The organism is Desulfovibrio sp. (assembly GCA_016208105.1).
GTDB lineage: Bacteria > Desulfobacterota > Desulfovibrionia > Desulfovibrionales > Desulfovibrionaceae > Fundidesulfovibrio.
Genome location: JACQYS010000022.1, coordinates 21,313 through 40,831 on the forward strand (window position 1 = coordinate 21,313; position 19,519 = coordinate 40,831).

Genomic DNA, 19,519 nt, shown 5'->3' on the forward strand with positions numbered 1-19,519 from the left:
GCCATTCGGAGGCGGTGAGCCATGAAGGAAGAAAAGCTTCTCGTGAACGGAGTGGACCTGACCAAAATCCGCAACAAGAACGAGGTCCGAGTTTGCAGACTTTTGCAAAAAACGCTGGATGAGGACAAGGAGTTCACGCCTGATCCGCTCGACATACAAGACATTTACGCCCTTACCCTCAACCTGCTTCCTTCACGTTATCGCCAACTGGGGTCCATTGTGCTTTCAGAGCCCGTGAAGGACGCCCACATAGAGTCCGCCATCCGCCGGGCAATGCGCACTGTTCGCGAACGGCCTAATCGGTAAGCTGTTTCCGTGCTGCTTCTGCGGGTGTAGATCCTGCTTCTGATTATCTTTCCAAAGAAATGCCGCTTTGGACTAGCCTTCCAGGAATAAGTCCTTATTAGTATGCCTTATGGGTTTGTGGATGCCCTCTACCAGGGCCGGGAAAAAAAAGCTTTCCATCTAGCTGGTATTTGATAAACAAAATGGTGAAACTCCAATACAGTTCAGGAGGAAATCATGGCTCAGGAAGCGTCCGTCGCCCCCAAGGAACGCGTAAACATTGTTTACAAGCCTGCCACGGGCGACGCCAAGGAAGAGGTGGAACTGCCGTTGAAGCTCCTCGTGCTGGGCGATTTCACCAATCGTCCCGACGACCGCACGCTGGAGAACCGCGAGCCCATAAGCGTCGACAAGGACAACTTTGACGACGTGCTCAAGGCCCAGAACATCGAACTCAACATGGCCGTTCCCAACCGCGTTTCCGGGAAGGATGGCGATGAGATGGGCGTGCATCTCAAGTTCGACACCCTCAAAGACTTTGAGCCTGACGCCATCGTGGCCAAGGTGCCGGAACTGCAGAAGCTCATGGAACTGCGCGAGGCCCTGAAGGCCCTGAAGGGTCCTCTGTCCAACGTGCCGGAGTTCCGCAAGAAAGTGCAGGACATGGTTCAGGATCCCGGTCTGCGCGACCGGTTGCTCAAAGAACTGGGTATAGGTTCCTAAGGAGGATTTCAGATGGCTGACGACGCGACCGAAACCCAGAAAGCACCGCAGCAGGCGCAAGCCCAGGCAGCGGACGCATCGCTTCTGGACGACATCGTCGAGGCTACCAAATTAAAGCCTTCTGACGATGCATTCTCTACGACCAAGCAGGGCCTCCAGGCCTTCCTTGAGGAGTTGGTCAAACCTGAGCGGGCAGGTGCGCGCATCTCGGGTGCGCTGGTTGACGACATGATCTCCCAGCTGGACCAGAAGCTCTCCTCTCAGGTCAATGAGATCATGCACAACCAGGAATTCAGGAAAGTCGAGTCCAGCTGGCGCTCGCTCAAATACCTGGTGATGCACACGGATTTTAGGGAGAACATCCGGCTCCAGTTCGTCAACGTCACCAAGGAAGACCTGCTTTCCGACTTCGAGGATGCCCCCGAAGTGGTCAAATCCGGCCTCTACAAGCAGGTATACACGTCGGAATACGGCCAGTTCGGCGGCCAGCCCTTCGGGGCCATGGTGGCCAACTACGAATTCGGGCCCGGGCCCCAGGACGTGAAGCTCCTGCAATACTGCGCCTCGGTGGCGGCCATGGCCCACGCTCCGTTCATCTCGGCCGTGGGGCCGCAGATGTTCGGCATAGAGAAGTGGGAAGACCTGCCGAATCTGAAGGACCTCCAGTCCATTTTCGAGATGCCGCAGTACACAAAATGGACCTCCCTACGCGAATCCGAGGACGCACGCTACCTTGGGCTCACCCTGCCCAGGTTCCTGTTGCGCCTGCCTTTCAGCCAGGACACGGCGCCGGCCAAGACGTTTAATTTCAAGGAAGACGTTTCCGGCGGCGACGAGGACTTCTGCTGGGGCAACGCGGCCTTCGCCTTCGCTTCGCGTTTGACCGACTCCTTCGCCAAGTATCGCTGGTGCGCCAACATCATCGGCCCCCAGGGCGGCGGTGCTGTGGAAGACCTGCCCCTGTACCAGTACGAGGCCATGGGCGAGATCCAGACCAAGATTCCCACCCAGGTGCTCATCAGCGAGCGCCGGGAGTTCGAACTGGCCGAACAGGGTTTCATTGCGCTCACCATGCGCAAGAACTCCGACAACGCGGCCTTCTTCTCCGCCAACTCCGTGCAGAAGCCCAAGTATTTCGGCATCTCCAAGGAAGGCAAGGAGGCAGAACTCAACTACAAGCTCTCCACCCAGCTGCCCTACATGTTCATCATGAACCGCCTGGCGCACTACATAAAAGTGATCCAGCGCGAGAACATCGGCACCTGGAAGGAACGGGCGGACTTGGAAGACGAACTGAACAAGTGGATCAGCCAATACGTTACCGAGATGGACAACCCGGCGCCCAGCGTACGTTCCCGCCGTCCCCTGCGCATGGCCAAGATCGAGGTGCAGGACGTGGAGGGCGATCCCGGGTTTTATTCGGTCACGCTTTTGGCCAGGCCGCACTTCAAGTACATGGGCGCTTCGTTCACCCTGTCCTTGGTCGGCAAGCTGGACAAGAAATAGTCTAAAAACCATGGAGGTAGTGTCATGGCTTTAACTGCGTACATGAAGATTACCGGCAAGACCCAGGGGCAGATCAAGGGCGATTGCGACCAGTCCGACTCCAAGAAGAAGGACACCATGCTGGTCTACCAGTCCAATCACTATGTGGAGATTCCCAAGGACACCCATACCGGTCTGCCCACCGGTCAGCGCATCCATCATCCCTTCACCGTGACGGTGCACAAGAACCCCGGCTCGCCCAAGATGTCCCAGGCATGCTGCAAGGGCGAGCAATGCACTGTTGAGATCAACTACTTCCGCATCAAACCTGACGGAAAGGAAGACAACTACTATACGGTGAAGATGGAGGACGCCATCATCGTCATGATGCGCGAATACACCCCCATGACCTTCCTGCCCGACAACAAGCCCTTCCACGACATGGAAGAGATAAGCTTCACCTATTCCAAGATCACCTGGACGTATAACGAAGGCAACATCGAATACACCGACGACTGGAAGGGCGCTTAATCCGCACCACGCATCCGGCCCCCGACCGCCATGGCGGGGGCCGGATTCAGACCAGGAGGGCGTATGTACAAGACCGGAATGGTCGAAGGCTTGGCCAACCCAATAGTCGATCCGGTGCAGGATCCCATCGTGGACCCGATCACCGGCCTTGCCCCGCAGGATGTTCCGGCCACCAAGCCGGATACTTCCGCGGACGTCTGCACGAGCTGCTGGCAATAGCCAGGTTTGAAGCCGGCGATGTGAACCTGCCGAGGTGTGTATGCCTGAAGTGATTTCCTTTTTTTGCGAAAAAGATCCGGGCGAGTTTTTGTATTCACCAGCCTTAGACTATCTAAGCGACCCCATTTTCGATCCGGGCGGCATTGAGGCTGGTGGCGAATCGATCCAAGGAGCTTCGGACGCAGAAGCAAAAAGCGGAGAGAAAACCGCGGCAGCGCAGAAGGCCGGGTAGACCGAGCGAGGCACAGGCTCAGACCGTGCCGCTTTTGGTTGACCCGGATGAAGCGCGAACGAAGCCTCGGACGCATCAAGGAGAATCATCCATGCGCGGGGACGATTTCAAACGAGGTTTCGTGGGCGAGGACGACGCTTCAGCCGAGGAGCGCACCAGCCCTGATCTTACGCCCCCCACCGGCCGGGACAACATCCAGATGTTCTGGGAGTCCATTGGCATGAAACCCGGCGACGACTGGAAGAACGAGGCCTCCTCCGCCGGACAAGGCAGCAAGAAACGTGGCGGACAGGACGGCAGCGGGGACTGAACGCGGGAGGATCGCATTGACTCGAAGGGACGGTTCATTCTAACACCCTGTAAGGATTAAGGACCGTCCATGTACCAGCAACGCCTGCTCGAACGCATCCGCGAGGTGGAGAAACACCCGGAACTGCGCGGCAACCCCGACCCGGCGGTCGTGGTTGAATCGGTGATGCGGCATCTGCGCATGATCCTCAACACCAAGCAGGGCACAGCCCCCATCGACGACGACTTCGGCGTCCCCGATTTCACCAACCTGGGCTCCACCTTCGGCCAGGACACCATCCCCGACATCCAGCGGTCCATCTCGGACGTGGTCCGCAAATACGAGCCGCGCCTCAAGGGCGTGAACGTCACCTACATTCCCCAAAGCGAGGATGTGCTCCAGGTGGCTTTCAAGCTTGAGGCCACGGTTCAGGCCGAGTCCCGCGAGGTCCCCGTGGTGTTTGAAACCATCATCGACCCGGACGGCAAGGTCAGCGTGAAGGAGTAGGCCGTGATCAATCGCTACTACCAGCGCGAACTGGCCAATCTGCGCGACCTGGCCGCGGAGTTCTCCAAGAAACACCCGGCCCTGGCCCCCATGCTTTCGGGCCCCAGCCAAGACCCGGACGTGGAGCGCCTGCTCGAAGGCACGGCTTTTCTCTCCGGGCTTCTGGCCCAGAAGCTCGACGATGAATTCCCCGAGATCATTCACGGGCTCATGCGACTTGTCTTTCCGCATTACCTGAGCCCGGTGCCGTCCATGACCATTCTGAAGTTCACGCCAAAGCGTTCCCTTTTGGAGGCTCTTCAGGTTCCGGCAGGGACGCAGACCTCATCAATCCCCGTGGAGGGGACCGGCTGCACGTTCACCACCTGCTACGGGGTGGAGCTTCTGCCGCTGGCGCTTACGGACGTCTCCCTGCTGCAGACAGGCGGGCGGGCATCAGCCTTGAAGCTCTCCTTCGAACTCACCGGCATGCAGTTGGACAAATGGACGTCAAAAAAACTTCGTCTCCACTTGGCGGGAGATTACGGTCACGCTGCCGACAGATACCTGGCTCTCATGCGCCACACAGCGCGCATAACCCTGCGGGCAACGGATGGCGGGGGAACACCCGCGGTGCTGCCCAAGTCGAGCCTTGTACCGGTGGGGTTCGGCGAAGATGAAGCGGCAATCCCCTATCCCAAACAGTCCTATCCCGGATACCGCATCCTCCAGGAATATTTCACACTCCCAGAGAAGTTCCTGTTTCTTGACGTGAAGGGCCTGGACCAGTGGCTGGACCGTGGCCAGGGGCGCTCCTTCGAGATGCTCTTTGAATTCATGGCCCCGGTGAACGATCCTCCCGCTTTCCCACGGGATTCGGTGGCCCTTTTCGCCACTCCGGCCATCAATCTGTTCCCGCATGAGGCCGACCCCATCCTGCTCGACCACAGGATGCCCGAATACAAGGTCTTCGCGAGCGGCGGGGCGACTGGGCACTACCAGGTGTACTCGGTGGACAAGGTGATCGGATTCCAGCAGGGCTCGGTGGGGCAACGCGAGTACTACCCCTTCGAGATGTTCAACCCCATGAGCGAGGCCAGGCCGGTCTACTCCCTGAACCATCGCCAGAGCGCGCTGGAGGAGAAGACGGATCTCTATCTTTCGGTGGCCTATCCCAAGGGAACCACCGAACCCCAGACTGAAACCCTCTCGCTCACCATCCGTTGCACCAACTCCACCCTGCCCGAGAACCTCCAGATCGGCGACATCTCAAAACCCACGGAGACCTCGCCAGTTCTGGCGGATTTCTCCAACTTGCGGCCACCCACGGCCACGCGCCAGCCGCCCATCGGCAAGGAGAGCCTGTGGCGGCTTTTGTCGCACCTCTACCTGAACTATCTTCCCATGGCGGACACGGAGAACCTGAAGGCTCTGGTGAAGCTCTACATCTTCCCGGAAACCAAGGACCGGGCCGGGGTTCTGGCGGGCATCAAGCGGGCCGAGGCCATCTCCGAGATGAACGTCGAGACCACCAACCGGCTGGTCGGCGGTGTGATGATGCGAGGCCAGCTCATTGAAATGAAGCTCGACCCCACGGGGTTTGCGAGCATGGGCGACATGTATCTGTTCGGTTCCGTGCTGGACGGTTTTCTTGGGGGCTACGCGGCGGTAAACTGCTTCACCCGTTTGGGCGTCGAGGACGTCTACAAGAAGGAGCGCTTTGAATGGCCGGCCAGGATCGGGGAACGCTTCCTCTTGTAATTGAGGGGCTGGTCGCCAAGCCCCAGAGCTATTCGTTCTTCCAGGCCATCCGCCTGCTCAAGCTCTGGACCGGCAAGACCACCGAGCCCGACGCCCAGGTCTTCTACGACGACATCCTCCGGGTGCGTCCGCATCTTTCCCTTTCCTTCCCCGGCTCGGACATCACCGAAATCGAAATCCTTCCTCCCGTGGAGGAGGGGGATCAGGCGCGAATTGGGCTCGAAGCTACGTTCCTTGGAATCTACGGCACCGGTTCGCCCCTGCCCACTTTCTACACCGAAGAGCTTTTGGAGGAGCGTTCCGACGACAAAAGCGTTTCCCGCGACTTCCTGGATATCCTGGGCAACAGGACCTACATCCATTTCTACCGGGCCTGGGCCAAATACCGGCTCATGGTCAAGGCCTTGGACGAGGAGGACCGGGATTACCTGGACCGCCTCTACTGCCTGCTGGGGCTGGGGCACGAAGAGCTTCGCACCAAGCTGTCGCGCCCCTCGGCGGCGCTTCGCTACATCGGGCTTTTCACCCAGTATCCGCGCTCGGCCCTGGGGCTCAAGACCATGCTGGCCGATGCCGTGGACGAGGCAAAGGTTGATGTGGAGCAGTGCGTGCACCGCTGGGTGCCCATTCCCGATGACCAACGAAACTGCCTGGGAACAGCCGGGTGTTCGCTTGGAGAGGACTGCTGGGTGGGGTCGTTGGTTGAAGACCGCATGGGCAAGATCACCGTGGAGTTCGGGGGCCTGAAGGCCCCGCAGTTCCACGAGTTGCTGCCCGGGAAGGAACTCAACTACCATGTGGAGAGCCTGATCGGCATGTACCTGGTGGAGCCGGTGGAACACGACCTGCGCTTGAAGCTCGAACCGGGTGAGGTGCAGCCGGCCAGGCCGGGGCAACCGCTCTGGTCGCGCCTTGGATACGACACCTGGATACTGACCCAGGGCTATTCCGGCGAGGCCGAGGTGACCTTCAAGGGTTTTGACGGGGTTCCGGCCTGAATTACCACCAATAATCGGGATACTTCCTGGCCTTGGCCAGATTGTTCACCACCAGCGCCACGGCCACCAGGACCATCGCGCCTGTTCCGGCCGGAACAAGTACGAACACATACCCCAGGGCAGCTATCTTGCCCCCGCCAGCGGCTGCGATGAGGGCAGTGGCTCCTCCGGGAGGGTGCAGGGTGCCGGTGGCGTGCATCAGCGCAATGGCCGTGGCCACGGTCAGCGCCGCGCAGGCCCAGGCAGGGTCCGGCAGCACAAGCCGCATGCTCACTCCCACCAGGGCCGAGAGCATGTGCCCGCCGATCACGTTGCGGGGCTGGGCCAGCGGGCTCCTGGGAGCGCCGAAGAGGAGCACTGCCGAGGCTCCGAAAGAGCCTATGAGAAGAATCGCCTCCGTGCTCTGCACCAGGAGCGAATCAAGGTACCCCACCAGGGCGATGCCCAGAACCGCCCCCAACCACGACCAGCCTATTTCGCGGGCGGAGGCGCGGGGCGGGCTTTGCCCGTTGCCGCGCATCTTGGCCAGGTAGTCTTTCATCCGGCGTCTCCCAACAAGTCGCCGAACGCCCTGACGATGTCGGAACGGGTGATTATTCCTGCCAGGCGCTCTCCAGCCATGACGGGCATACGGTTGATCATGAACCGGGACATGGCTTGCGCGGCCTCGAAGGCGGGCGTGTCCGGGCCTATGGCGCGTACGGTGGACGTCATTATGGCGCCCACCGTGGTGGATTCCAGTCCGGCACCGGAGCAGGTTTCGCCACTGAGCAGGGCCGAAGCCAGGGCTATTGGCGGTGAGTCCGCATTGAGGCCCAGCAGGCGAAGGAAATCCTTTACCGACACCACGCCCACAAGGGCCCCGTTGTCCGTTACCGGAGCGCCGGACACCCGGGCCTCGGCCAGGCGCTTGGCGGCCACCCGGACCTCGTCTCCGGGGGAGAGGGTCAGGACCTCTGTCGTCATCAGGTCGCGAACCAGTATGGATGTCCGTATCCTCTTCATGGCCTGCTCGTGGGCGGCCCTGAAGAGAACTTCTGCATCGGACGGGGTGATGTCCACGAAGGATTCCAGCTCGCCCATGGCGGCCAGGATGTCCGTAATGGACGGATCGCTTTTGAAAACCGGCATATGTGCCTCCAGGTAAGACCAGCGTAGCTGAAAAAAACGTTTCGCGCCGTGATCCAGTTCACATTTTTCGCCTGAAAATACGCGAGAATCCTTTTCTTTTTAAGGTCATGTGGTGTATGGTTTGCGAAATGCCGAAATTGTAATCCGTTGCTTGGAGAGTGCCGTATGATCAACGTCAATATGAAGTCCTTGTTGGCCAAGCTCAACACCTTCTGCACCAATACCCTGCACAATGCGGCCGGGCTCACTGTTTCGCGCACGCAGTACGAGGTCACGGTGGAGCATTTCCTGCTCAAGTGCCTTGAAGACACCGGTGCGGACATTCCGGGCGTGCTCAGGGCAAGCGGAGTCGATGCCGGAAGGCTGGTGGCCGGACTCACTGACTCGCTGGAAGACTTGAAAACCGGCAACTCGGGCAAACCCACCTTCTCTCCTCTCCTGGTGGAACTCTTCGAGGATGCCTGGCTGGTGGGGTCCGTGGATTTGGGCGACAGCCGCATCCGCTCCGGTGCAGTGCTTTTGGCCTTTCTGGCCAGGCCCAGCTTCTATGGTTCAGGGCCCTACCTGGACCTTCTGGCCCCGGTGAACCGGGAGAGCCTGCTCAAGGATTTTTGGAATCTTACCAAATCCTCCTCCGAGGCCAAGACCGCTTCTGACGGGGGAGTCGCTCCGGCGGGCGCGCCGGGAGCACCGGCGAGCGGGGAGGGCAGCTTCATCGCCCGCTTCTGTCAGGACTTTACTGCCAAAGCCAAGTCCGGGGGCATCGACCCCGTGTTCGGGCGCGACAACGAAATCCGCCAGATCGTGGACATCCTGGCCAGGCGGCGCAAAAACAACCCCATCCTGGTGGGGGACCCCGGCGTGGGCAAGACAGCGGTAATGGAAGGCCTGGCCCTGCGCATCGCCCTGGGCGACGTTCCCGAGTCGCTCCAGAACGTCTCGCTCATCAACCTGGACATGGGCCTCCTGGAGGCCGGTGCGGGCATGAAGGGCGAATTCGAGAACAGGCTGCGCGGGGTGATAAACGAGGTGAAGGCAAGCGAAAAGCCCATCATCATGTTCATAGACGAGGCCCACACCCTGGTGGGAGCCGGAGGGCAGGCCGGAGGCTCGGACGCCGCCAACCTGTTGAAGCCCGCTTTGGCGCGCGGCGAGCTCAAAACCTGCGCCGCAACCACCTGGAGCGAGTACAAGAAATACTTCGAGAAGGACCCGGCCCTGGCCAGGCGGTTCCAGATGGTGAAGCTGGACGAGCCCAGCGTGGAGTCCACCACCCTGATCCTGCGCGGCCTGCGCGACAGCTACGAGAAGAGCCACAAGGTCATCATCCGCGACGACGCCATCAAGATCTGCGCCGAATACTCCGACCGCTACATCGCGGCCAGATTCCTTCCGGACAAGGCTATCGACCTTTTGGACACGTCCTGCGCCAGGGTGAAGGTGAACCTCTCGGCCAAGCCCGCTTCCCTGGAGGACGCCGAGCGCGGCATACAGGCACTGGAGCGCGAGAAGAAGGCCATAGAGCGCGACAAGGACAACAGAATTCCGGTCGATGAGGACCGCCTGAAGCAGGTGGGCAAGTCCATCGGGGAACTCACCAAGAAGGCGGCCGAGCTTCAGGCGGCTTGGGAGAAGGAGCGCCAGGCGGCGGACAAGGTGCTGGAGATTCGCGAGCAGATCGCCCAGGCTGCCGATGCGGACAAGGCCAAGCTGGAAAAGGAATTGGACAAGGCGGACAAGGCCCTGAAGGATCTTCAGGGCGATGCCCCCATGATCCAGATCGAGGTCAATCCGGATCTGGTGGCCCAGGTGGTGGCGGACTGGACCGGCATTCCCGTGGGCAAGGTGGCCCGCGACCAGGCCGCGACGATCGCCAACCTTGAGGACCGCCTGAAAAAACGCATCAAGGGCCAGGACATGGCGCTCGAGGTGGTGGCCCAGGTCATCAAGGCGGCCAAGTCCGGCATCAAGAACCCCGACCAGCCCATGGGCGTGTTCTTGCTGGTGGGGCCCTCGGGTGTTGGCAAAACCGAAACCGGGCTCACCCTGGCCGACATCCTCTTCGGGGACGAGCGCAACGTGGTGAGCGTCAACATGAGCGAATTCCAGGAAAAACACACGGTTTCGCGCCTGATCGGCTCGCCTCCGGGATATGTTGGTTACGGTGAGGGCGGCATGCTCACCGAGGCCGTGCGCCAGCATCCGTATTCCGTGGTGCTCTTGGACGAAGTGGAAAAGGCCCACCCGGATGTTTTGAATCTCTTCTACCAGGTGTTCGACAAGGGCATGCTTTCCGATGGCGAGGGTAAGGAGATCAACTTCAAGAACACCCTCATCATCCTTACCTCCAACCTGGCCACGGACGTGATCCAGGAGATGACCAAGGAAGGGGCGCAGATTCCGTACGACACGCTGCTCGCCGCCGTGAGGCCCCTGCTTTCCCAGTACTTCAAGCCGGCCCTGCTGGCGCGCATGTCCGTGGCGCCATACGAGGCCCTTTCTCCCGACGCCATGAAGAACATTGTGGTGTTGAAGCTCGACAAGCTTGCGAAAATGCTTCTGGACAACAACAAAATGAAGATGACCTACACCCCCAAGGTGGTGGACGCCATAGCCGCCCGGTGCACCGAAGTGGAAACCGGGGCGCGCAACATCGAATATATTTTAAACGGAAATATTCTGCCACGAATGTCCCAGGAAATACTGGGGCATATGACCACCGGAGGCCTGCCTGGCAGTGTAGCGTTGGATGTGGCGGAGGACGGTTCTTTCAAGATCGATTTCGCTTAGTTACCATCTATATAAATGAAAAATGGGGGAAATCCGTACGGATTTCCCCCATTGTCGTTCTTGTAAGAGATGGCTACTTCAGTTGAAATACAATACGCTGTACGTGGCTCGTTGGTTGAGATAAGTACGAGGTTTCATGAGATATCTATGAACTGCAGTTATATAAATTTCTTTCCATGGCTATTCCTGGCGTTAGTTTTCTTGGGAAGCTCCGCCAACCCCGATGCATGCCATGCCAACAATGCTGCACAAGCTCCGCATGCAGCCAGAGTACTCATCCTCCATTCCTACCACCACGGTTTCAGCAGAACAGATGGGCTTGGGGCCGGGATAAGCCAGGTGTTTTCTCAAAGTGGAATGAACATCCAGGAGATGGTAGAATACCTGGACACATTCAGAATGGGCTCTACCCAACAGTATCCTCAGTTCCTTGCAGGCAAGCGCGAATCCCTCAAAGCTATGATCGCGGCTACTCCTCCAGCCTTGGTGCTGCTGACAGACAAGCAGGCCATGGAATTCTGGGCGGAGAACCGTAACGAACTGGCACCGTCGGTCCCGGTGATCTTTTGCGGCATACGGGATGCGATACCCAGGAATTTGCGGGAGCAGAAGCTGGTCAGCGGTGTGGTTGAGCGTCCAATGTTCAGCGCTGCTGTGGAGGCCGCAATCAAATTGGTGCCAAGTGCGAGCAAACTTTTGGTGCTTGGGGGAAGAAGCTTGGGCTTCGATGTGGTGAAGGCCATGCTCGAAAGCGACCTCGCGTCCCTGTCTTCGAAGATCGCGGTGGAATACCTATCTGATATTGATATCGCATCCATCGAACAGCGTCTTGCGGGCCTTGGCCCTGAATGGATCGTGCTGGCGGTGGGACGGCCCAGTGAGGAAGGGCGTCTTCTCACCGGCCAGGAAGCGGCTGAGAGGGTTACGAAGGCGAGCCCGGTGCCAGTTTTCGTAACGTGGAATTCCTGGTCCGGCCATGGCCCGGTGGGGGGGGAGATCATCGTCCCGGAGGATCAGGGTATGGCCGCTGCCCAAATGGCCCTTGAAGTCATCAGGGGAAGTAGTCCCGGGACGATGCCTCCGGAAGTTCTGGCCCGCGGGCGGTACATCTTCGACTACAGGGCGCTCAAACGCTTTGGGCTCGATGAAAACTTGCTGCCTCCCGGTAGCCAAGTGATTCATAAGCAACTGTCGTTTTACGAGGCCAACAAGCAGCTCGTATGGGTGTACAGTGTTGTCACCCTTTTTCTGATTTTGGTGTCGTGCGTACTGGCATTCTATTCAGCCACGCTGCACAGGCTGAAGAACCAGCTCGGGGTGCAGGTAAGCTTCGTGCAGTCGCTCATGGAGGCCATGCCCACGCCGGTGTTTTTCAAGGATGTCCGGGGAGTGTACCAGGGATGCAACCGGGCCTTTGAGTCCTTCCTCGCGATAGGGCGGGATCGCCTCATAGGGCGGACCGTGCATGATCTCTTTCCGGAAAAAGAAGCGGACGTGTTTAAAAAACAGGATGATGCGCTTTTTTCATCCGGGCCGGTGCAGATATATGAGTTCGAAAAGTCCACCCCGGATGGCCCCAGGCAGATCAGGTTCCATAAGGCGCTCTATTACGACGCAGCCCAGCGGGTGGCCGGTCTGGTTGGGGTGGTGGCGGACTTTACCGACCTCTATAACGCTGAGCGCGAGCTCGAAAAAAACCGCATATATCTGCAGGCCATCTTCGATGCGTCGCCGTCAGCGATTTTCTGCGTGGATGAAAACGGAATAGTGACACACACCAATGCCAAGGCCCGGGAGATATGCGGCGATTGTTCCCTGGCTGATCTGAAATCCGCATTGCCGCGTATGCCTCAGCTGGTCGATTCTGTCCGTGGCTCAATACTTGAGGAACGCGTGGTGGCTGTTCCCAGACAGATTTCAGTGGTGAACGGTATCAGCAAGGCAGAGGATGTGGTCATCTATCCGTTGAACGCCATGGGGCTTCGCGAGGCCGTGGTTCGCATCGACGACGTCACTGAACAGCACCGCTTGCAGGAGCTGCTGGTGCAGACCGAGAAGATGATGTCCGTGGGTGGGCTGGCGGCCGGGATGGCGCATGAAATCAATAATCCCCTGGGAGGCATCATGCAGAGCGCCCAGGTCATGCACTCCCGTTTGGGCTCGGACATGCCGGCCAACCTGGCATCTGCCCAAAAGGCCGGCTGCACCATGGAGAGCATCCAGGCCTACCTGCAAGACAGAGACATCCCGCGTCTGCTTGAGGGGCTTCGTGTGTCCGCAAAGCGCGCGGCGGCAATCGTCGCAAACATGCTCGAATTCAGCAAACGCAGTTCGTCCGCATGGTTGCCTGTGGAAGTGAATACGCTGGTTGAGAAGTCGCTCGAGCTTATACATCAGGATTACAATCTCGCGGAGAACTACGACTTCAAAAGAATAAGCGTTGTCAGGGAATATGCTCCGGAAAATCCCAGCGTTCCCTGCTCTCCGCAGCAGATCCAGCAGGTGGTTTTCAATCTTCTGCGCAATGCCGCTCAGGCCATGGCCCAAGCCGGAACGCCGCATCCGACCATCACCGTGCGAACCTGCGTGCGTGATGAGTGGGTTGCCCTTGAGGTGGAGGACAACGGCCCTGGCATGGATGAGAAGACCAGACGCAAGGTTTTTGAGCCGTTTTTTACGACCAAGGCCCCCGGACACGGAACGGGGCTCGGGTTGTCCATCACCTACTTTATCGTTCGCGAAAACCACGGCGGGGAGATCCTGGTCGAATCCGAGATGGGCAAGGGCGCGAAGTTCGTGGTCAAACTGCCACTAAGAGCAAAGAAAGCTCTTTGAGCATTCCGATGGGACCAGATTTCTCTCCAAACGATCATGCCGGGCAGAATGGTGCACGCAACGCTTTGTTTTGACGAATCTCCTTGATGATACTACGGAGCGGAAAACACGGCATCGAGCCGTGATGCGATGTTTGGTGTAAGCATGTTTTTTCTTTCTCTCTTTGAATCTTTCGTTCGTGTGCTTCTACTGCTCCTTCTTGTCGTTTTGTCCCACCCAGCATGGGCTGTACCCGGCGGTGATCCCCCCCCATCCAGGCACTATCGCGTCCTTATCCTGCATTCATCCCATCAGGGGTTGGATGCGACCGATCAAGTGAGTCTTGGTCTCGACAAGGCCTTCGAGAAATCCGGGCTGAAAATAGAAAAGGTCGTGGAGTACCTTGAAGCCGCACGCTATCGCGACAGCCCTGACTATCCGGAGTTCCTGAAGATAAAGCGGGACAGCGTGGCCGCCCTTCTGAAAAAAATGCCCGCCGATGCGGTCATACTCAACGGGCTCAGGGCGCTGAACTTCTGGCTCAAGCACCGCCAAACTCTTGCTCCGAATATTCCAGTCGTGTTTGCCGGCATCAACACCTTCAGCCCGGAAATGCTCCAAGGCCAGGACGGCATCACGGGCGTCTTTGAGGGGCCGGCCTTTCAAGACACTCTGCAACTCGCTCTTAGGCTGTTGCCTGCAACAAAAAAAATCTTGGTCCTTTCCGGCCCGACAACCAATAATGTGCTTAACGTGGCTGAAATGGAAAGATCCACCGGTGAGCTTAAGGGCGCTATCGAACCGGTTTATTTTCAGGAGCGGGAAATATCCGCCATGGAAGGGAGACTCCGGGAGCTTGGGCCAGAGTGGGTGGTCTTCGCCATGGTCACCCCGCGCAATGACGGCGTGCTGATGCAAATTGACGAAGCCGCCAGGAGGATTGTCGCCGCGAGCAAGGTTCCTGTGTTCACCGGCTGGTCCTATTGGGTGAAGGAGGGCGTCCTGGGCGGCAAGGTGGTTTCCATGGAAGCCCAGGGGGACACGGCCGGGCGCATGATGGCTGGCATCCTGCGCAATGGCCCCGGGAGTCCGTTGCCGCCGGTGGTGGACAACAGCGAGCAGAATCTGTTCGATTACAACGCCGTCCAGCGCTTTGGGCTCAATCCCGACGAATTCCCTGAAGACAGAATTTTTTTGAACAAGCCCGTCTCCTTCTACGGGATGCACAAGCAACTCGTATGGGGCTACGGTCTGGTAACATTGCTCCTGGTCACCATATCGATCATTCTGGCCTACAACCTGGTCGTCCGGCGCAGGCTTCAGAGACAGTTGGGCGCTCAAGTGAATTTCGTTCAATCGCTCATGGAGGCCATGCCCACTCCGATCTTCTACAAGGACGCCTCGGGCATTTACCAGGGCTGCAACCCCGCCTTTTCCGAGCTCATGGGAGTGAAGCGGGAGTTGCTCCTGGGCCGCTCAGTTCTTGACCTCTATCCTCCTGACGAAGCCCAAGTGTACAAAAACAAGGACGATGAACTCTTCTCCTCCAGGGAGGGGGTTCAGGTATACGAATATGAGAAGGAGTCCCCAAGAGGTCCCAGACAGGTCAGGTTCCACAAGGCGCTCTACCGCGACGGTGAGGGGGGAGTGGCTGGTCTGGTTGGCGTGATAGCGGACATCACCGATCTGCGAAAAGCCGAGGGCGACCTGGAGAAGACCCGGGCCTATCTGCAGGCCATACTGGACTCCTCCCCCTCTATCATCCTTTGCATGGACGAGACCGGAAAGGTCACTCACGCCAACATGGTGGCCCGCCAAGCCTGCGGGGAGTGCTCTCTGCCGGTTCTCGAGTCGTCCCTGCCGCAGGCGGACCATATTCTTGAGAACGTTCGCCGCTCCATATCAGAAGGCATTGTGCTGGTTCTGCCCCGTCAGGTGTATGTGAAGGACGGCGCAACCAACGCCCAGGACGTGGTAATCTACCCGCTGCATACGATCGGGCTGCGGGAGGCGGTGGTGCGGATTGACGAAGCCACGGAGCAGCACCGCATGCAGGAGCTCCTGGTGCAGTCTGAAAAGATGATGTCCGTGGGAGGGCTGGCCGCCGGGATGGCCCATGAGATCAATAATCCCTTGGGCGGAATCATGCAGAGCGCCCAGGTGATACTCTCACGGATGCGCCCGGATGCTCCGGCCAACCAGCAGGCTGCAATAAAGGCGGGATGCTCGCTTGAGGATGTCCTGGCATATCTGAATGAAAGACAGATCCCGGAATTGTTGGCAGGCATCCGTGGTTCAGCCAAGCGCGCAGCGGGCATCGTTTCAAACATGCTCGAGTTCAGCAAGCGCAGCTCCTCGGCCTGGCTGCCGGTGGACGTGAACATGCTGGTGGGCAAAGCACTCGACCTCTGCCTTCAGGACTACAGCCTGCCCTCAAACTACGACTTCAAAAAAACAAAGATAGTGAGAGAGTTCGACCAGGAAAACCCCTGTGTTCCCTGCTCGCCCCAGCAGATACAGCAGGTGGTCTTCAACCTTTTGCGGAACGCGGCCCAGGCCATGGCCATTGCCGGGACCCCAGCCCCGTCCATCACGGTCCGCACCCGGCGGGATGCTCAGGCTGTGATCATCGAGGTCGAGGATACTGGTCCAGGAATGGACGACGCCACCAGGCGCAAAGTCTTCGAGCCTTTCTTCACCACCAAGGAACCTGGACACGGCACGGGGCTGGGGCTCTCCGTGTCGTACTTCATCGTTTGCGAGAATCACGGGGGAGAACTTACTGTGGAATCCCAGCCGGGAGCAGGGGCGAAGTTCACAATAAGACTCCCGTTGAAAGACAAGTCTTGCTTGGTTTGATATTTTCAGGTTTTTCTGAAGTAGACATCCGCTCGTGCGATCGTGCGACCGAACAGGCGCATTTCAGTTTTGAAATATCCGGAATGGGAATTGCAAGTCGTTGCGGAGTGATTTAACAAAGACGATGTATTGTTATAAGCTGTATATATTCAAGAGCGCGACGTACTGATGCGGCGCATTGAAATAGAGTGTATGGGACAAGCATGATTATCGATCTCTTTAAAAAGAAAGATGAAACTCTGGTCACGGCTTCTCGGGAGCTGCTGGACCAGGCATTGGTGCAGCGTTCTCGGATGGATCTGGTTTTCGAGGATTCCGTGACCACGCTCAAGGGGCTCAGTTGCTCTTTGAATACCCTTGGCAGTGAAAAACTCTACCTTGACGTTTACGGTATACAAAAAGGCGACTCTTTTGTCGGAAAATACTTCAGCTGCTATTTCCGCATCCGTGAAGGGAAAAGCGGTATGGGGTTTTTCGGCTTCAGGGCCAAGATACTCGATGTCAGGCAAGCAAAGAATGGCGGTATTGTTTTCGTTACATCTTTGCCTGCCAGGGTGGAAAGGTCCCAGCGCCGTCGCAGCATGCGGGTGCGGCCCGAACTCAGCTGGTTTGATGAGCTTCTCTTCTGGAATGGGGGCAAGCTCAAAAATCCCGGGGATGATGAAATCCTCTTTGGATTGCGCGAGCTCAGGCAGGGGAAGCTCTGCAGAATGGAGAACATGTCCGCCGGGGGAATCGGGCTCTATTTCGACCGTGAATTCTGCCGTCAGTCCGAATTTTGTCCTTCGGTAAAAGACGAGTACACCCTCTATATGCATTTCGCCCATGAGGTGCGCCACCAACCGAAGGAACTCTGGCTGGTGGGGAGGACCGTTCGCCTGGTGGAGGACCCTGTTTCAAAAGATCTGCAAATGGGAGTCGAGTTTGAACACGTCGGCCGCAAGGGTCCGGATTCAGACGAGATTCAATGGATGGTCATTCAGGATAATGTTGCGGAGGAACTTATCGAGCGTGTCTTCGAATGGCATTCCACCCTTTTTCGCGAGCGCAGCGGCATTGCCGAATAACCCTATGGGGAACGTCTTTTCCAGAACAGGAAGCTAACTTGCCGGTATGGCTTGGAATTCAAAAAATGCTTCCATTGCTCTGCGCGCTCTCCCGCATGTTGGAATTACTCGCATTTTTTCCTCTCCGCATTGCGCACTCTCCCAAGATGGTCTAAACAGTAGGTGAAAGAACTCTTCGAGGGGGGCTTCGCGTCATGAACATGAAAGAGCTTCGCGACAAAGCCAAAGATGTCGGCTTGAAGATTGCCGTGGGCTGGAGCAAAACAACGGCTGTCCGGGCGATCCAAACCGCTGAAGGATACGAGCCATGTTTCGGTCGGGGTTTGTTCGCAGTCTGCGGACAGCCAGACTGCTGTTTTCGTTCCGACTGCGAGAAGATTCCCGGAGAAGGCTGAGAGCTAGTCCGGTACGGGGCAGACTACCTCAGCGGTTGAGCCGGGTCCGGCCACAGGGCGGAAACACCTTTTTGTGGCTCCGCATACAGGGCATTTCCATGTTTCAGGGAGTTCGTCGAAGGAGGTGCCGGGTGGGATCTTCCCTTTTTTGTCGCCTCTGTCGGGGTCGTACACATAACCGCAGTTGGTGGTTTGGCAACGCCACATCTCTTCGGGTCTGGCCATATTCCTGCTCCTGCTCGATAGCAACGGGGTTTTAATCATCATTATCCCACCTGGAGCAGAAAGCCTAGCCTCATGACCCTCATCATCGCCCTTCGCAACCTTCTGCACGACAAAGTCCGCCTCGTCGTCACCCTCACCGGAGTGGTCTTCGCGGTGGTGCTCATTGCTGTGCAGGTGGGCCTTTTCGTGGGGTTCACTTCGGCCACGTCCGCTGTGATCGACAACACCGAGGCGGACATTTGGGTCTGCGCCAGGGGCATGCGAAACTTCGACGTCACGTCCCCGCTGCCGCAGAAAGCCTATTACCAGGCGCTGTCCACGCCGGGGATCGCCGAGGCGCGGAGGTTGGTCGTACAGTTCGCGAACTGGAAAAAACCCAACGGCGGAACCGAGAGCGTTGAAGTGGTGGGCTACGAACTCCCTTCGGGTTTGGGCAAACCCTGGAACGTTGTGGAAGGTGACCTCCGCGCGCTGAGCCTCACCGACACTATTGTTATCGACCAAGTATACAAACACAAGCTCGGCGTGGCCCAGCTTGGAGACCAGGTGGAGATCAACGGACACAGGGCCAGGGTGGTCGCCTTCACCAGCGGCATCCGCTCCTTCACCACCTCCCCCTATATCTTCTGTTCGCTGCCCATTGCCCAGACCCTGTGCAACATGCGCGAAGGCAAATTCACCTACGTGCTGGTCACGCTCGCTCCGGGGGCATCCGCGGAAGGCGTGCGCCGATCGCTTCTGGACAATGTGGACGGCGTCGACGTCTATACCCGGAAGGAGTTCTCGAGCAAAACCCAGCAGTATTGGATGTTCACCACTGGCGCGGGCATGGCCCTGCTCATCGCCGCCGCCTTGGGGCTGGTGGTGGGTGTGGTGGTGGTGGCCCAGACCCTCTACGCCACCACCATGGACCACCTGGCGGAATTCGGAACCCTGCGGGCCATGGGGGCCGAGAACTGGTACATCTACAAAATCATTATCATCCAGGCCCTGGCCAGCGCCGTGGCAGGCTACAGCCTGGGCATCATGGTCAGCTACGTGATCGTGCAGTTCGCGGACAAGGGCGGGGCGTCGATCATCCTGCCGTTCGGGGTCGCGGTGGGGCTTTTTTTCGTCACGGTGTTCATGTGCGTGGGGGCGGCGCTCATCTCCATCAACAAGGTCACCCGGATCGATCCGGTGATGGTTTTCAAGGGACGTTGAAGTGGCGGCAAATGGCGCCCCGGCGG

18 protein-coding genes are annotated in these 19,519 nt (G+C 58.4%); 15 read left to right on the plus strand and 3 right to left on the minus strand.

The features are described 5' to 3' along the window. Positions 1 to 21: 21 nt before the first annotated feature. The 10 genes from HY795_12725 to tssG all read left to right on the plus strand — a co-directional run bounded on the left by HY795_12725 (position 22) and on the right by tssG (position 7,009). A complete protein-coding gene (locus tag HY795_12725; protein MBI4806091.1) occupies positions 22 to 306 on the plus strand; it encodes a late competence development ComFB family protein in 285 nt (94 codons plus the stop codon). Positions 307 to 522: 216 nt separating this feature from the next. Continuing rightward, a complete protein-coding gene (gene tssB, locus HY795_12730; GenBank protein MBI4806092.1) occupies positions 523 to 1,008 on the plus strand; it encodes a type VI secretion system contractile sheath small subunit in 486 nt (161 codons plus the stop codon). Between the two features lie 12 nt (positions 1,009 to 1,020). Then, positions 1,021 to 2,514: a type VI secretion system contractile sheath large subunit gene (tssC, locus tag HY795_12735; protein MBI4806093.1), complete on the plus strand. Its 1,494-nt coding sequence runs from the start codon at positions 1,021 to 1,023 to the stop codon at positions 2,512 to 2,514. 24 nt (positions 2,515 to 2,538) lie between these two features. After that, on the plus strand, positions 2,539 to 3,024 hold the full coding sequence (hcp, locus tag HY795_12740) for a type VI secretion system tube protein Hcp (protein MBI4806094.1): 486 nt from the start codon (positions 2,539 to 2,541) through the stop codon (positions 3,022 to 3,024). Between the two features lie 63 nt (positions 3,025 to 3,087). Beyond that, positions 3,088 to 3,243: a hypothetical protein gene (locus tag HY795_12745; GenBank protein ID MBI4806095.1), complete on the plus strand. Its 156-nt coding sequence runs from the start codon at positions 3,088 to 3,090 to the stop codon at positions 3,241 to 3,243. A 40-nt stretch (positions 3,244 to 3,283) separates the two neighbouring features. Continuing rightward, the gene (locus HY795_12750) at positions 3,284 to 3,475 is read left to right on the plus strand and encodes a hypothetical protein (protein ID MBI4806096.1); all 192 of its coding nucleotides are present in this window, start codon (positions 3,284 to 3,286) and stop codon (positions 3,473 to 3,475) included. A gap of 91 nt (positions 3,476 to 3,566) precedes the next feature. Continuing rightward, the gene (locus HY795_12755) at positions 3,567 to 3,785 is read left to right on the plus strand and encodes a hypothetical protein (GenBank protein ID MBI4806097.1); all 219 of its coding nucleotides are present in this window, start codon (positions 3,567 to 3,569) and stop codon (positions 3,783 to 3,785) included. Between the two features lie 69 nt (positions 3,786 to 3,854). Continuing rightward, positions 3,855 to 4,271, plus strand: a complete 417-nt coding sequence (gene tssE, locus HY795_12760) for a type VI secretion system baseplate subunit TssE (GenBank protein ID MBI4806098.1) — start codon at positions 3,855 to 3,857, stop codon at positions 4,269 to 4,271. A 3-nt stretch (positions 4,272 to 4,274) separates the two neighbouring features. Beyond that, entirely contained in the window at positions 4,275 to 6,011 is a 1,737-nt protein-coding gene (gene tssF / locus HY795_12765) for a type VI secretion system baseplate subunit TssF (protein MBI4806099.1), read from the plus strand. Continuing rightward, the gene (gene tssG, locus HY795_12770) at positions 5,975 to 7,009 is read left to right on the plus strand and encodes a type VI secretion system baseplate subunit TssG (GenBank protein MBI4806100.1); all 1,035 of its coding nucleotides are present in this window, start codon (positions 5,975 to 5,977) and stop codon (positions 7,007 to 7,009) included. Before tssF ends, tssG begins: the two co-directional genes overlap by 37 nt. 1 nt (position 7,010) lies before the next feature. Here the strand turns inward: tssG and HY795_12775 are convergent, their stop codons facing one another. Together HY795_12775 and HY795_12780 are read right to left on the minus strand one after the other, a co-directional pair. After that, positions 7,011 to 7,550, minus strand: a complete 540-nt coding sequence (locus tag HY795_12775; protein ID MBI4806101.1) for an HPP family protein — start codon at positions 7,548 to 7,550, stop codon at positions 7,011 to 7,013. Further along, positions 7,547 to 8,140: a CBS domain-containing protein gene (locus HY795_12780; protein MBI4806102.1), complete on the minus strand. Its 594-nt coding sequence runs from the start codon at positions 8,138 to 8,140 to the stop codon at positions 7,547 to 7,549. Before HY795_12780 ends, HY795_12775 begins: the two co-directional genes overlap by 4 nt. A 165-nt stretch (positions 8,141 to 8,305) precedes the next feature. Between HY795_12780 and tssH the strand changes: the two genes are divergently transcribed. The 4 genes from tssH (at position 8,306) to HY795_12800 (ending at position 17,670) form a co-directional block, all read left to right on the plus strand. Further along, positions 8,306 to 10,930: a type VI secretion system ATPase TssH gene (gene tssH / locus HY795_12785; protein MBI4806103.1), complete on the plus strand. Its 2,625-nt coding sequence runs from the start codon at positions 8,306 to 8,308 to the stop codon at positions 10,928 to 10,930. Positions 10,931 to 11,329: 399 nt separating this feature from the next. Next, the gene (locus HY795_12790) at positions 11,330 to 13,765 is read left to right on the plus strand and encodes a PAS domain-containing protein (GenBank protein ID MBI4806104.1); all 2,436 of its coding nucleotides are present in this window, start codon (positions 11,330 to 11,332) and stop codon (positions 13,763 to 13,765) included. Positions 13,766 to 14,080: 315 nt separating this feature from the next. Beyond that, positions 14,081 to 16,603, plus strand: a complete 2,523-nt coding sequence (locus tag HY795_12795; GenBank protein MBI4806105.1) for a PAS domain-containing protein — start codon at positions 14,081 to 14,083, stop codon at positions 16,601 to 16,603. Positions 16,604 to 16,806: 203 nt separating this feature from the next. After that, on the plus strand, positions 16,807 to 17,670 hold the full coding sequence (locus HY795_12800; GenBank protein MBI4806106.1) for a hypothetical protein: 864 nt from the start codon (positions 16,807 to 16,809) through the stop codon (positions 17,668 to 17,670). A gap of 398 nt (positions 17,671 to 18,068) precedes the next feature. Here the strand turns inward: HY795_12800 and HY795_12805 are convergent, their stop codons facing one another. Further along, positions 18,069 to 18,290: a rubredoxin gene (locus tag HY795_12805; GenBank protein ID MBI4806107.1), complete on the minus strand. Its 222-nt coding sequence runs from the start codon at positions 18,288 to 18,290 to the stop codon at positions 18,069 to 18,071. 72 nt (positions 18,291 to 18,362) lie between these two features. Here HY795_12805 and HY795_12810 point away from each other — a divergent pair, with 72 nt between their 5' ends. Continuing rightward, the gene (locus tag HY795_12810; GenBank protein MBI4806108.1) at positions 18,363 to 19,493 is read left to right on the plus strand and encodes an FtsX-like permease family protein; all 1,131 of its coding nucleotides are present in this window, start codon (positions 18,363 to 18,365) and stop codon (positions 19,491 to 19,493) included. The last annotated feature ends 26 nt before the right edge of the window (positions 19,494 to 19,519 follow it).